The sequence below is a fragment of the Shewanella sp. ECSMB14102 genome (genome assembly GCF_000813075.1).
Lineage (GTDB): Bacteria > Pseudomonadota > Gammaproteobacteria > Enterobacterales > Shewanellaceae > Shewanella > Shewanella indica.
In genome coordinates this window covers 20,960-33,870 of sequence record NZ_JWGX01000013.1, presented here as the reverse complement: position 1 = coordinate 33,870, position 12,911 = coordinate 20,960, and the positions used below count along the sequence as shown (strand labels likewise).

The window sequence follows — 12,911 nt, the reverse complement described above, 5'->3', positions numbered from 1 at the left end:
TGCCGGTCTGAAATCAAGTCAAATAGTGTGATTACCGGCGATTTTTGGCGATAAACAACCACAGGAGTTCAATGAAGCGCCACCAGGTTAATACCTGAAACCGGCCCGAAAACGAAAGCAGCTCATCACCTTAGAGTACGAACCTGAGGCTGGCGACGCCATGCTAACGAGTTTTATTTACCAAGAGGCTTGATGATGCTGGGGAACAATGAAGCTGAGTAACAAAAATCCGATGACATATTTACATCGGATTTTTATCTTTTGCATGAACCCCTTAAAGTCGCCAGATAGATATGTTCGGGATTGCATTCTTTGGGCATTATTGCAAACTTATCTAGGCCTTGAACAAGGCCTCTACCGACAATCCCTGAGAGGAGAGTATGTCGCGCAGGCGTTTCAATGCCTCCACCTGAATTTGCCGCACTCTTTCTCGGGTCAGGCCAATTTCCGAGCCTACATCCTCCAAAGTGGAAGGTTCATATCCCAGTAGGCCAAAGCGTCTGGCAAGCACTTCTCTTTGCTTGGTATTGAGCTCATTGAGCCACTTAACCACAGAGTTGGAAATGTCTTCTTCCTGCACCTGGGCATCCGGTGTCATATCATCATCGTCTGCCAACACATCGAGTAGGGCCTTGTCGTTGTCACCGCCTATCGGGGTGTCGACCGAGGTGATCCTCTCATTCAGCTTCAGCATCTTGCTGACATCGCTGCTTGGTAGTTCCAGCTTTTCGGCTATCTCTTCGGCTGTGGGTTCGTGATCCAGCTTATGGGCCAACTCCCGGGCAGTACGCAGATACACATTGAGCTCTTTAACCACATGAATAGGCAGACGTATAGTACGGGTCTGATTCATTATGGCTCGCTCTATGGTCTGGCGGATCCACCAAGTGGCATAAGTGGAGAAACGGAAACCGCGCTCGGGGTCGAACTTTTCTACGGCACGGATCAGACCAAGATTGCCTTCTTCAATCAGATCCAAGAGTGCCAAGCCACGGTTGTTGTAACGACGGGCTATTTTGACCACGAGGCGTAAATTACTTTCGATCATGCGGTTGCGTGATTTTTCACAACCTTTGAGGGCCTTGCGCGAGAAAAAAACCTCTTCTTCTGCACTCAGCAAAGGGGAAAATCCGATTTCACTCAGATAAAGTTGGGTCGCGTCTAAGTTTTTTTGCAGGTCATCCTGAACCATTTCGGCCAGAGCTTCTTCCTTCTTTGACGCCACTTCCGTGTCGTTTACGGATAAATCTACAAGCTCTTCCACGGGTGCGCTAGCATTTTTGCGGCTCATAATATTCTCTCCCAAACCTTAACAAACTAATTTACATCGTTTTTTATCCTCCATATGCCAATTTTGGCTCCCAAACAATCAGCGTTTGGGTAAATAATTGAGTGGATTGACAGACTGACCATGGTAGCGGATCTCAAAGTGCAGCATGACCTGGTTGGTGCCTGTGCTTCCCATCTTCGCAACCGTCTGCCCGGCAGACACATGCTGCTTTTCCTTGACCAAGATCTTATCGGCGTGGGCGTAAGCACTGAGATAGTCATCACTATGTTTGATAATGACGAGGTTTCCATAACCCCGCAAAGCATTACCCGCATAGACCACCCGACCATCGGCAGTGGCTTTAATAATATCGCCTCGGTTACCGGCTATCTTGATTCCTTTATTTCCCTGCTCTTTGGCAGAGAATGCGCCAATCACCCGGCCATTGACCGGCCATATCCAGCGACTGACTTTGTCCGGCAGAGTCGAACTCGGCTTATGGACAACATGGTTAACATTTTGTTTACCATTGGATACAGGGTAAGCAGACTTTGGTTTGGGATCAAGTGTTTTTTTCGGCTTATTTTGCTTGGCTTTAGCAACGGCCTGTTTCTGTTTAACCGTTTGTTTTTTATAGACCTTGTCTTTTGATTTTTGAGGTTGAGGTTTGGAGCTTTTACTCGATTTCAGCCACGAACCGCTCTTAACATTTTTTTTACCTTCCAGGATGAGTACCTGTCCAGGGTAGATGGTATAAGACTTATCTAGCTGATTTAACTTGGCTATTTGCGCATAGTCTTTACCGGCTCCCCAGGCGATGGAATAGAGGGTATCGCCTTTTCTCACCTTATAAGTATCAGATTGGATTGAGCCTCTTTCGATTGCCGGCCGTTTTACACCATAAATAGATTCGACCGGAGCGGGTCTGTGAGCCTGAAAACTACATCCAGAAACCAGAGTAACCAACAGCACTGAGCCAAGACGCCAAAATAATGATGTCTTTCGTTGCAATAACCGGCTGAAATGCAATGGATTCAAGAATACTCCTGCACGATGTAATAACTATCAGGCTAAGCCGCCACTGATTAAAGGCACAAATTTCACCGCCTCGATAACCTGAGAAGTAAACTGTCCCTTCTCCCGGCGGATCTTCAACAACTGCTGGCTCTCATCACCGACAGGGATCACCAATACGCCCCCCTCAGCCAACTGTTCCAGCAGGGCGGCAGGGATATCAGATGCCGCCGCGGTCACCATGATGGCATCGAAGGGCGCCCTGTTGGGCCAGCCTTGCCAGCCATCACCATATTTGAAATGGACATTATGCAGATCCAGCCGCTTGAGACGTTGACGAGCTTGGATTTGCAGACTTTTGATCCGCTCGACGGTAAAAAGTTCAGGCACCAACTGCGCCAATACCGCCGCCTGATACCCGGAGCCGGTACCAATTTCCAGCACCTTGGCAGGATTATGCTCCAGTAGTAACTCGGTCATTCTCGCCACAATATAAGGCTGGGATATAGTCTGACCCGAGCCTATAGGGAGAGCAGTATTTTCATAAGCCTTATGCGCCAATGCGCCATCAAGAAACAACTCTCTGGGGGTTTTGGCCACCACCTGCAACAGACCCGGGTGACGGATCCCCGCTTCCTGCAGTTTTTTGGTTAAATTCAATGCCGATGTGGAGGCTACCCGGGTCATAGTTTTTCTATCCAGTGTTGCAATTGAGAAAGCTGCCGATAGGCGGTTAAATCTACAGTTAATGGGGTGATGGACACATATCCCTGAGACACAGCATAAAAGTCGGTGTCTTCACCCACATCCAGTTCAATCCCGGGGGGCCCCAACCAAAATACCTCGCGGCCATGAGGATCTCTGGCTCTGACCATCCCCTCCGCCTTATGGCGGGCGCCGAGCCGAGTAACCCGTATCCCCTTGATTTCATCGAGAGGCAGATCCGGCACATTGATATTGAGGATCTGATCCGAGGCAATGGGATGCTTCTTAAGCCCCATAATGATCTTCACCGCATAGGCCGCCGCAGTGTCATAATGCGTAAACTCACGCCCCACCAAGGATACGGCCACCGCCGGTAACCCCAGAAAACGCCCTTCCATCGCTGCCGCCACTGTGCCTGAATAGAGGGTATCGTCTCCCATATTGGCACCGGCATTGATCCCCGAGACCACCATGTCGGGTTCGCCTTCATAGAGTTCACGAATCGCCAGATGAACGCAATCGGTCGGCGTGCCGTTTACCGAGATGTAGCCATTGTCTAACTTATTAATCCTTAAGGGATTCGTCAAGGTTAAAGAGTTACTGGCACCGGAGCAGTTGCGATCCGGTGCCACAGTCAGCACTTCGGCAACGGCTGACAAGGCTTCTGATAGAGCGCGGATCCCAGGTGCCGTTACCCCATCATCGTTGCTGACCAAGATTTTCATGCGGGATTTCCTTCCTGAGCCGCCTGGCGCTCACGCCACAGACGTTCGGTCACATCATCATAGTCGAGCAGTTCCCGCAGCACTGAGGTTGCAAAGCTGCCCGCGGGAAGGCTGAACTCCAGCTCCAAAGTGTCCGGCTCGATAAATTGGTACTTCATCCCCTCGGGACGCAGCAACAATGGTCGCCTTTCCTGCTCGAGCCCGGCTTTTTCCAAACCTTCACAATCGGCGCTGTATTCGGCCAGCACCTGAGTCTCAAAGGCCAAGGCATCGGCACTGCTGAGTGGCTGGCCCCTACCCCACATGGGCGCCGACAACAAAATATCTTTCTCTGCCAGCCTTTGTTGCAACACCTCATCCCAGCGCTCGGCAACAAAGAAGCTGCGACTGCCGGCCAGCATGACACAATCACCGTCCAGACACTCAAGCCCATGGGTCGCCAGGCGCTGAGAGACCAGTTGATTGAACAATAATGAGCGCAGCGCCGACAGGTAGATGGAGCGCTTGTTTCTGTCTTTCACCTTGCGCCCCTGTAACATCTGCCGTGCCATTTCTATGTTACGGCCGTTGTGACCAAAGCGCTGTTCACCGAAATAGTTGGGTACGCCGCTCTCGGCAATCGATTCCAGCCGCTGCAATACATCTGCCGGCTGGGTTATCTGGCGCAGAACCAGCTTGAAACGGTTACCGGAAAGCGCACCAATACGCAGCTTCTTGTTATGACGCGCCGCACTCAATACCGTGATGGACTCGCTATTGAGGCTCAGCCAATCCGGCGTTTCCTTGCCCGGAATTCGTACGCCGAACCACTGCTCTGTGATGGCATTCTTATCCTTCTGACCGGCAAAGGTCACCTCTTTGGGGTGCACCTTGGCCAATTTGGCCAGCATCTCGGCCACCTGAACCGTATTCAGGCCATCTTTACGAATATGCAGCAGATGGTGCTCACCCTCGCCCGAGGGCAGAAAAGGCAGTATTTCCTGCACCTGAAAATCGCTGTTGCTGGTGCGCATATCGCCTTTTGAGAGCGGCTTGCCATAAAGAAAGTGTAATGAATTCATCTTATTTGAAATCTTTTCCTGTAAATGAGTCGGTATTACATACCGAACATCAGCACCACGGCTTCTACCGCAATGCCTTCACTGCGGCCGGTAAAGCCGAGTTTTTCTGTCGTGGTCGCCTTGACGTTGATGGAGTCAAGATCTGTGTGCAGATCTTCGGCCAACATCTGTCGAATGGCTTCAATATGCGGCGCCATCTTGGGCGCCTGGGCAATAATGGTCACATCCAGGTTGCCGAGACGAAAGCCTTTGTCCAGTGCCAGGCGGTAACAATGACGCAGCAGCACCCGGCTGTCGGCTCCCTTGAATTCGGCCTCGGTATCGGGAAAGTGTTTACCTATGTCACCAAGTGCCATGGCGCCGAGTATCGCATCTGAAATCGCGTGCAATACCACATCACCATCGGAGTGCGCCAACAAGCCTGTGTGATGCGGTACTTCCACCCCACCCAGAACCAAGGGCGGCTCACCACCGAATTTATGTACATCAAAACCGTGTCCAATACGTATATTCATTGCTTGTTCCTGTAGTCAGTTACTCCGCTGATGCGCCAGATAAAGCGCTGCCAGCGGCAAATCGTCCGGATGGGTTACCTTGATATTGTCGCTACGGCCGCTGATAAGCGCCGGGTGTACTCCGCGCCACTCCATCGCCGAGGCTTCGTCTGTCACCAGCACACCGGCGGCCAACGCAGCTTTCAGCGCCTCGGTCAAAGTAAGCAGTGGAAACAGCTGCGGCGTTAGCGCATGCCAGAGCGCTTCTCTGGCAACCGTTTCACTGATGCAACCATCGATGCCGCTGCGTTTCATGGTATCGCGCACCGGCGCTGCCAGTATCGCCCCTTGCGGATATTGTTTTCGTGAAGCAAGCAACTTATCAATATCGCCATGGGTCAAGCAGGGTCTGGCGGCATCATGCACCAAGGCCCAGGTAGTGGCAGGCAATGGCTTGTCGGCAACCAGACTCTCAAGCGCCGCCAACACAGAATCCGCGCGCTCTTTACCGCCAGTGACAGTCTCCAACTTGGGATGACTGGCCACAGAGAGTTTGCCAAAGAAGCTATCTTCCGGGTTCAGCGCCACTATCACCCTTGAAATACCACTGTGGCTCAGCAAAACCTTGAGGGTTTGCTCCAAAATGCATGAGCCGGCAAGCGGCAGATATTGCTTAGGGCAGTCAGCGCCCATGCGACTGCCTATTCCAGCGGCCGGTACTATGGCAATCACTTGTTCATCACTGGGGAGCCCGGCCGTTATGGCTCGGGAGGAAATAGCTTCACTCATGGATATCCGTTATGTTGAAATTGGGCCGTTATTGATTGGCCAAAGACATAGAACGCTGTTCACCACCAACAACCCGGTAAAAGGTTTCACCCTTCTTGATTAACCCCAGCTCATTGCGGGCACGCTCTTCCAGGGCTTCGGTACCGCTGCGCAGATCGCGGATCTCCTCTTTCAGTACCTGGTTGCGTTCTTCGAGCCTGGCATTGCTGTCATTTTGAGCCGCTATCTGCTGCTCAAGATGAAAGTACTCCGGCAGACTGTTTTCTCCCAGCCAAAGACGATATTGCAGTAACCCCAGCAGCAAGACGATGACAAAAAGCAGTCGTTTCATGGTGATAAATTCAGCTCATGCCCTAAAAATACGATTAGTGTTGATAGTACAACAAAAAAGGCCACCAAGTGGTGGCCTTTTGAAACTGGAGGCGAAAATTACGCCTGACCTTTGATCTCACTCAGGCCACGGTAGGCTGCCTTGGCACCCAGTTGCTCTTCAATGCGCAGCAGCTGGTTGTACTTGGCAACACGGTCAGAGCGGCACAGAGAGCCGGTCTTGATCTGGCCGGCTGCGGTACCTACTGCCAAGTCGGCAATGGTCGCATCTTCAGTTTCACCTGAGCGGTGAGAGATAACGGCGGTGTAACCGGCTTCCTTGGCCATGCGGATAGCGGCCAGAGTCTCGGTCAGAGAACCTATCTGGTTGAACTTAATCAGAATCGAGTTGGCAACGCCCTGCTCGATACCGCGAGACAGGATCTTGGTGTTGGTCACGAACAGGTCATCACCCACCAGCTGGATCTTATCACCGAGGATCTTGGTCTGGTAAGCCCAGCCGTCCCAATCAGACTCATCCAGGCCATCTTCGATAGAAACGATAGGATACTGTTCGGTCAGTGACTTGAGGAAGTCAGAAAAACCGTTGGAATCGAATACCTTGCCTTCACCGGCCAGGTCATACTTACCGTCTTTGTAGAACTCGGAAGCGGCACAGTCCAGTGCCAGAGTCACATCTGTACCCAGTTTGTAGCCAGCAGCTTCAACGGCTTCTTTGATAACAGCCAGGGCATCGGCGTTGGATGACAGGTTAGGCGCAAAACCGCCTTCGTCACCCACGGCAGTGTTCAGGCCCTTGGACTGGAGCACCTTCTTCAGGTTGTGGAAGATTTCAGCGCCCATACGCAGGGCTTCACGGAAACTCTTGGCACCGACTGGCTGTACCATGAATTCCTGAATGTCGACGTTGTTGTCGGCATGCTCACCACCGTTCAAGATGTTCATCATAGGAACCGGCATGCTGTACTGGCCAGGAGTCCCGTTCAGTTCGGCGATGTGAGCGTAAAGCGGCATACCTTTGAAGGCAGCAGCGGCCTTGGCAGCAGCCAAAGACACAGCCAGAATGGCATTGGCGCCCAGCTTGTCTTTGTTTTCGGTGCCGTCCAGCGCGATCATAATGCCGTCCAGCTCGGCTTGAGCCGTGGCATCTTTACCCAGCAGGGCTTCACGGATAGGACCGTTGACATTATCAACAGCCTTGAGCACGCCTTTACCCAGATAGCGAGCCTTGTCGCCATCACGCAGTTCCAGCGCTTCACGGCTACCGGTAGAAGCGCCTGATGGAGCGGCTGCCATACCAATGAAACCACCTTCCAAATGCACTTCAGCTTCTACAGTGGGATTACCGCGAGAATCCATGATTTCGCGTCCTATGACGTTAATGATCTTAGCCATAATGTCCTCGATTAAAGTTAAAGAAAAAAACCATACCCATCTGAGCGTTCAGCGTCTCTCATATGGGTATTGGACTTTCACTTCACACTTCCCGGTGCAGCGGGGATGAAAAAGCCGGAGCTGCCATAGCAGTCCGGCTCTTCTAGTTTAACCCAGATTACGCTTTTGGTAAGTACTGGCAGCGGCGACAAAACCTTCAAACAGAGGGTGACCGTCGCGAGGTGTTGAGGTGAATTCCGGATGGAACTGACCGGCAACAAACCAAGGATGTGCCGGGATCTCAATCATCTCCACCAGCTTGCGATCGGAAGACAAGCCGCTGAATACCAGACCAGCCTTTTCCAAACGCTCACGGAAAGCGTTGTTCACTTCGTAACGATGACGGTGACGCTCAATACAGGTGTTGCTCTTGTAGGCGGCAGCGGCCTTGGTGCCTTCAATCAGATGGCACAGCTGAGCGCCAAGACGCATGGTACCACCCAGATCAGAAGCTTCATCACGCTGCTCCAAATTACCTTCTTCATCAACCCATTCGGTGATAAGGCCCACAACAGGGAAAGGTGTTTCCTTGTTGAACTCGGTAGAGTGGGCACCTTCCATGCCGGCGACATGACGGGCGAATTCAATCAGGGCAACCTGCATCCCCAGACAGATACCAAAGTATGGCAGTTGGTTTTCACGGGCATATTGAGCGGCAAGGATCTTACCTTCAACACCACGCTCACCAAAGCCGCCGGGAACCAGAATGCCGTCCAGGCCTTCCAGCACTTCAACGCCTTTGACTTCAACCGTCTGGGAGTCGATATACTTGATGTTCACTGAAACCCGGTTTTTAAGGCCGGCATGCTTCAGCGCTTCGTTGACAGACTTATAGGCATCCGGCAGTTCGATGTACTTGCCGACCATACCTATGGTCACTTCATTGTTTGGATTGGCTTCCTGATAAACCACGTTTTCCCATTCGGACAGGTCGGCTTCAGGGCAGCTCAGGCCAAAACGCTTGACGACCAGCTCATCCAGACCTTGTGAGCGCAGCAGCGCCGGGATCTTGTAGATGGAATCCACGTCTTTAAGGGAGATAACCGCCCGCTCTTCAACGTTACAGAACAGGGAGATCTTGGCTCTCTCGGTAGCCGGAATGGCGCGGTCGCCACGGCAAACCAGGATATCCGGCGCAATACCGATAGAACGCAGCTCTTTTACCGAGTGCTGAGTCGGCTTGGTTTTCACTTCCTGAGCCGGGCCGATAAAAGGCACCAGAGTCAGGTGCATAAACAAACTGCGCTCGCGGCCCAGTTCAACAGCCAGCTGACGGATAGACTCGAGGAAAGGCAGAGATTCGATATCCCCCACAGTACCACCGATTTCAACGATGGCGACATCATGGCCTTCACCGCCTTCGAGGACTTTTTCCTTGATGGCGTTGGTGATGTGCGGAATAACCTGGATGGTGGCACCCAGGTAGTCACCACGACGCTCCTTGCGCAGCACTTCCTCGTAGATACGACCTGTAGTGAAGTTGTTGCGACGGTTCATCTTGGTACGGATGAAACGCTCGTAGTGGCCCAAGTCCAGATCTGTCTCTGCGCCGTCCTCAGTGACAAACACTTCCCCGTGTTGGGTTGGGCTCATGGTTCCCGGATCAACGTTGATGTAAGGATCCAGCTTCATGATGGTTACATTCAGGCCTCTGGCCTCTAAAATTGCTGCGAGCGATGCCGCTGCAATGCCTTTACCTAGTGATGAAACAACGCCACCAGTAACGAAGATATACCTTGTAGTCATGCTGAACCTGAGAAAAAAGAATGATAAATAGGTGCTCGAATGAAAGCACCAGGACGGGGCGACAGTATATCAAAGCCCCTGCCATTTACCAAACAGGAATGAAGATAATTTTTACGCGCTGATCTCATTCGCGCATTTTTAATCCAGGCTTAACCTGCTACTGGATTTCACCGCGCTCTTCACGCTTGACCTGATCCCAATAAGCATCCAGTGCCTGCAGATCATGTTCTGCAAACGGCTTGCCGCTGGCATTGGCTTTTTGCTCGACAGCTCGAAAACGCCGCTCAAACTTGTTATTGGCTCCTCTGAGGGCCTGCTCGGGATCCACCCCCAAGTGGCGCGCCAGATTCACCGCAGCAAACAGCAAATCGCCCACTTCATCCTCAACCCTGGCCTTATCCGGCGTGGCTTGACGCGCTTCGTGCAACACCTCTTCAATCTCTTCCTGTACCTTGTCGACTACAGGCTCAAGCTCGGGCCAATCAAACCCTACCCGGGCGACCCGCTTTTGGATCTTACCCGCCCGCGCTAACGCCGGCAGCGCCTTGGGAATATCGTCCAGCACTGAGTGCAGCTCGCGCCCGGCGCGCTCGGCCGCTTTAATGCGCTCCCAGTTGTTCTTGGCATCCGGCGCCGAGTCAAAACTCAAGTCGGTATCGGCGGCAAACACATGGGGATGACGATTGATAAGCTTGTTACATATCCGCTCGAGCACAGTGGCGAAATCAAACCAGCCCTTTTCCTTGCCAAGCTGGCAATAGAACACCACCTGAAACAGCAGATCGCCAAGCTCAGAAGGTAACTCCTGCCAGTCGCGGCTCTCTATGGCGTCGGCCACTTCATAGGCTTCTTCCAGGGTGTAGGGCACTATGGAGTCAAAATCCTGCGCCCTGTCCCATGGGCAACCCAGCTCAGGGTCCCTGAGCTTTGCCATAATCTCAAGCAATGCATTGATATCTGCCGCCACCGCCGTTACTCCTTTGTTGCTAATACGCTTACCAATCCAACGACTCTTTGATAAGTCTTAAAAAACAGCAGGACGCAACCTATGCGTCCTGTTTTAAATACCGGTCGAATACCGAACTGGCCTCAGAGCCTGCGGGCTTCTATTACCCCGTCTATCTGGGTCAGCTTGGAGATAACCCTGGACAAACCGTCGAGGTTATAAAGCTCCATCTCAAGTTCAATGGCCGCAGTCTGGTTCTTGAGATCCGATGAGGAACTCATCGCCAGCACATTGGACTTTTCCGCCGCCAGCACAGAGGTGAGATCCCGCAGCAGACCGGTTCTGTCATTGGCCACCACTCGAATACGGATTTTGTAGCCGCCGGAGTAGTTTTCGCCCCAGACCACATCCACTACCCGCTCGGGATGGGCACGCATCAGTTCCTTGACCTGCTCACAATCGGCTCTGTGCACCGAAATACCGCGTCCCTTGGTGATAAAACCGAAAATCTCATCCCCGGGCACCGGCTGACAGCAGCGCGCCAGATGGCTCATCAGATTACCGACACCATTGACCTCTATCTGGCCGCGATTGGCACCTATGGGCTTCTGCTGACCTTTCTTGACCAGCTCTTCCACCGCCTCTTCGTCGGAAGGCTCCTGAGTCCTGAGTCGGCTCTGTACATGATTGACCACTTGGTTGAGGCGCACATCGCCGCCACCTATGGCCGCCAACAGGTCATCCATGTTGGTCATGTTGAAGCGCTCAATTGCGCTGCCGACATCCTTGAGTGTCAGCCCCACCCGCGCCAGTTCGGCTTCCAGCATCTCGCGTCCGGCCACCAGGTTCTTGTCCCTGTCCTGCTGCTTGAACCAGTGTTGGATCTTGCTGCGGGCTCTGGAGGTCTTGATATAACCCAGGTTGGGGTTGAGCCAATCGCGCTTCGGATTGGGATGCTTGGAGGTGATAATCTCGATGCGCTCACCGGTTTCCACCTGATAAGTAAACGGCACTATGCGGCCATCGACCTTGGCGCCAATACACTTGTGGCCCACCTGAGAGTGGATATAGTAGGCAAAGTCCAGCACGGTTGAGCCGGCTGGCAAATCCACCACTTCGCCGGACGGGGTAAACACATAGACCCTGTCTTCGAAGACCTGAGCCCGGATCTCCTCCACCAGGTTGCCGCTCTCGACCACATCTTCCTGCCATTGCAAAATCTTGCGCAGCCAGTTGATCTTCTCTTCGTAGCCACTCTGTTTACCGGAGTGATTACCCTCTTTATATTTCCAGTGAGCCGCCACCCCGAGTTCGGCATCTTCATGCATCTGCTGGGTGCGAATTTGGATTTCGACTGTCTTGCCCTCCGGTCCCACCACCACAGTGTGAATCGACTGGTAACCGTTGGGTTTGGGGTTGGCAATATAATCGTCAAACTCTCTGGGAATATGGTGCCAAAGGGTATGCACTACACCGAGCGCGCCGTAGCAGTCCTGCAGCCGGTCGGTGACGATTCGCACTGCACGCACATCAAACAGCTCGTCAAATTTAAGCTGCTTGCCGCGCATCTTGCGCCAGATGGAGTAGATATGTTTGGGACGACCATAAACCTTGGCACGAATCTCTTCTTCATCCAGCCGCGTTTGCAACTGATTGACAAAGTTGTCGATAAAGACTTCTCGGTCCAGGCGCTTGCCGTCCAGCTGCTTGGCAATCTCTTTATAGGTTTCGGGATGCAGATAACGAAACGAGATATCCTCCAGCTCCCACTTGAGCTGACCTATACCCAAACGGTTGGCCAGCGGCGCGTAGATGTCGGCAATTTCCCGGGCCAGCAATACCCGGGTTTCTTCATCGTCGTTTTTCACGGCCCTAAGCAGGCATACCCGCTCGGCCAGTTTTATCACCACGGCGCGTACATCTTCCACCATGGCCAGCAACATCTTGCGGATATTGTCGATTTGCGGCTCACTGCTGCGGCTGTCATTGCCCACCTTGAGTGCACCTATGGCATCCATGGTCTTGACGCTGTTGACCAAGGTAGCCAACTCGGGACCAAAGTCTTCAGTGAGCTTGGCTTCATCGACTATGCCCACCTCGAAAAACACAAATAAGATGGCGGCCTGCAGGGTTTCGATATCCATGTTGAGCGGCGCGAGGATCTCTATCATCTCCCGCGCCTTGGCCTGAAGCTCGGCTTTAGGACGCTTGCACTTGCCCATAGGCAGTGCTTCCACCTTGGCTATCAGCTCCAACAAACGCCCGGCATCGGCGGAGTCGGCCACATAACGATTAACCCACTCATTCAGATTGAAATCAGGATCCTTAAAGTGTGCTTCGCGAACAGATACCATCTCACCTTCCTTTAGTGTCCGATTAACAGACTCAACAAGACTC

At 52.6% G+C, this 12,911-nt stretch carries 13 protein-coding genes; 1 reads left to right on the top strand and 12 read right to left on the bottom strand.

The features are described 5' to 3' along the window. Positions 1 to 334: 334 nt before the first annotated feature. From rpoS to RC73_RS05560, 10 genes are all read right to left on the bottom strand, one after another. Positions 335 to 1,291: an RNA polymerase sigma factor RpoS gene (gene rpoS, locus RC73_RS05605; RefSeq protein WP_039033734.1), complete on the bottom strand. Its 957-nt coding sequence runs from the start codon at positions 1,289 to 1,291 to the stop codon at positions 335 to 337. Between the two features lie 78 nt (positions 1,292 to 1,369). Beyond that, positions 1,370 to 2,281 carry a peptidoglycan DD-metalloendopeptidase family protein gene (locus tag RC73_RS05600; protein ID WP_052248025.1) on the bottom strand — a complete coding sequence of 304 codons (912 nt, stop codon included), beginning with the start codon at positions 2,279 to 2,281 and terminating at the stop codon, positions 1,370 to 1,372. A 54-nt stretch (positions 2,282 to 2,335) separates the two neighbouring features. After that, on the bottom strand, positions 2,336 to 2,971 hold the full coding sequence (locus tag RC73_RS05595) for a protein-L-isoaspartate(D-aspartate) O-methyltransferase (protein WP_039033733.1): 636 nt from the start codon (positions 2,969 to 2,971) through the stop codon (positions 2,336 to 2,338). Next, a complete protein-coding gene (gene surE / locus RC73_RS05590; RefSeq protein ID WP_039033732.1) occupies positions 2,968 to 3,714 on the bottom strand; it encodes a 5'/3'-nucleotidase SurE in 747 nt (248 codons plus the stop codon). The genes RC73_RS05595 and surE overlap by 4 nt, the downstream gene beginning before the upstream one ends. Next, positions 3,711 to 4,775, bottom strand: coding sequence for a tRNA pseudouridine(13) synthase TruD (truD, locus tag RC73_RS05585; protein WP_039033731.1), 1,065 nt, complete (start codon positions 4,773 to 4,775; stop codon positions 3,711 to 3,713). The genes surE and truD overlap by 4 nt, the downstream gene beginning before the upstream one ends. 35 nt (positions 4,776 to 4,810) lie before the next feature. Beyond that, positions 4,811 to 5,290: a 2-C-methyl-D-erythritol 2,4-cyclodiphosphate synthase gene (gene ispF, locus RC73_RS05580; protein ID WP_039033730.1), complete on the bottom strand. Its 480-nt coding sequence runs from the start codon at positions 5,288 to 5,290 to the stop codon at positions 4,811 to 4,813. A gap of 15 nt (positions 5,291 to 5,305) precedes the next feature. Beyond that, positions 5,306 to 6,058 (bottom strand): 2-C-methyl-D-erythritol 4-phosphate cytidylyltransferase, encoded by a 753-nt coding sequence (ispD, locus tag RC73_RS05575; RefSeq protein ID WP_052248014.1) that lies wholly within the window; start codon positions 6,056 to 6,058, stop codon positions 5,306 to 5,308. A gap of 28 nt (positions 6,059 to 6,086) precedes the next feature. Continuing rightward, complete coding sequence (gene ftsB, locus RC73_RS05570; protein ID WP_039033729.1) at positions 6,087 to 6,389, bottom strand: cell division protein FtsB; 303 nt, start codon at positions 6,387 to 6,389, stop codon at positions 6,087 to 6,089. A gap of 98 nt (positions 6,390 to 6,487) precedes the next feature. After that, on the bottom strand, positions 6,488 to 7,783 hold the full coding sequence (gene eno, locus RC73_RS05565) for a phosphopyruvate hydratase (RefSeq protein ID WP_039033728.1): 1,296 nt from the start codon (positions 7,781 to 7,783) through the stop codon (positions 6,488 to 6,490). Between the two features lie 147 nt (positions 7,784 to 7,930). Further along, entirely contained in the window at positions 7,931 to 9,511 is a 1,581-nt protein-coding gene (locus RC73_RS05560; RefSeq protein WP_233962801.1) for a CTP synthase, read from the bottom strand. Between RC73_RS05560 and RC73_RS21105 the strand changes: the two genes are divergently transcribed. Further along, entirely contained in the window at positions 9,453 to 9,599 is a 147-nt protein-coding gene (locus RC73_RS21105) for a hypothetical protein (protein WP_232786079.1), read from the top strand. The genes RC73_RS05560 and RC73_RS21105 overlap by 59 nt on opposite strands. A 126-nt stretch (positions 9,600 to 9,725) precedes the next feature. Here RC73_RS21105 and mazG read toward each other — a convergent pair whose 3' ends face one another. Further along, a complete protein-coding gene (mazG, locus tag RC73_RS05555) occupies positions 9,726 to 10,535 on the bottom strand; it encodes a nucleoside triphosphate pyrophosphohydrolase (RefSeq protein ID WP_306295061.1) in 810 nt (269 codons plus the stop codon). Between the two features lie 122 nt (positions 10,536 to 10,657). Further along, complete coding sequence (gene relA / locus RC73_RS05550; RefSeq protein WP_039033725.1) at positions 10,658 to 12,868, bottom strand: GTP diphosphokinase; 2,211 nt, start codon at positions 12,866 to 12,868, stop codon at positions 10,658 to 10,660. Between the last annotated feature and the right edge of the window lie 43 nt (positions 12,869 to 12,911).

Bases quoted from the DNA above. Each gene is read 5' to 3' on its own strand.
- ftsB (WP_039033729.1), bottom strand. From the start codon at position 6,389: ATGAAACGACTGCTTTTTGTCATCGTCTTGCTGCTGGGGTTACTGCAA.
- RC73_RS21105 (WP_232786079.1), top strand. From the start codon at position 9,453: ATGATGGTTACATTCAGGCCTCTGGCCTCTAAAATTGCTGCGAGCGAT.
- RC73_RS05595 (WP_039033733.1), bottom strand. From the start codon at position 2,971: ATGACCCGGGTAGCCTCCACATCGGCATTGAATTTAACCAAAAAACTG.
- ispF (WP_039033730.1), bottom strand. From the start codon at position 5,290: ATGAATATACGTATTGGACACGGTTTTGATGTACATAAATTCGGTGGT.
- truD (WP_039033731.1), bottom strand. From the start codon at position 4,775: ATGAATTCATTACACTTTCTTTATGGCAAGCCGCTCTCAAAAGGCGAT.
- relA (WP_039033725.1), bottom strand. From the start codon at position 12,868: ATGGTATCTGTTCGCGAAGCACACTTTAAGGATCCTGATTTCAATCTG.
- rpoS (WP_039033734.1), bottom strand. From the start codon at position 1,291: ATGAGCCGCAAAAATGCTAGCGCACCCGTGGAAGAGCTTGTAGATTTA.
- surE (WP_039033732.1), bottom strand. From the start codon at position 3,714: ATGAAAATCTTGGTCAGCAACGATGATGGGGTAACGGCACCTGGGATC.
- ispD (WP_052248014.1), bottom strand. From the start codon at position 6,058: ATGAGTGAAGCTATTTCCTCCCGAGCCATAACGGCCGGGCTCCCCAGT.
- eno (WP_039033728.1), bottom strand. From the start codon at position 7,783: ATGGCTAAGATCATTAACGTCATAGGACGCGAAATCATGGATTCTCGC.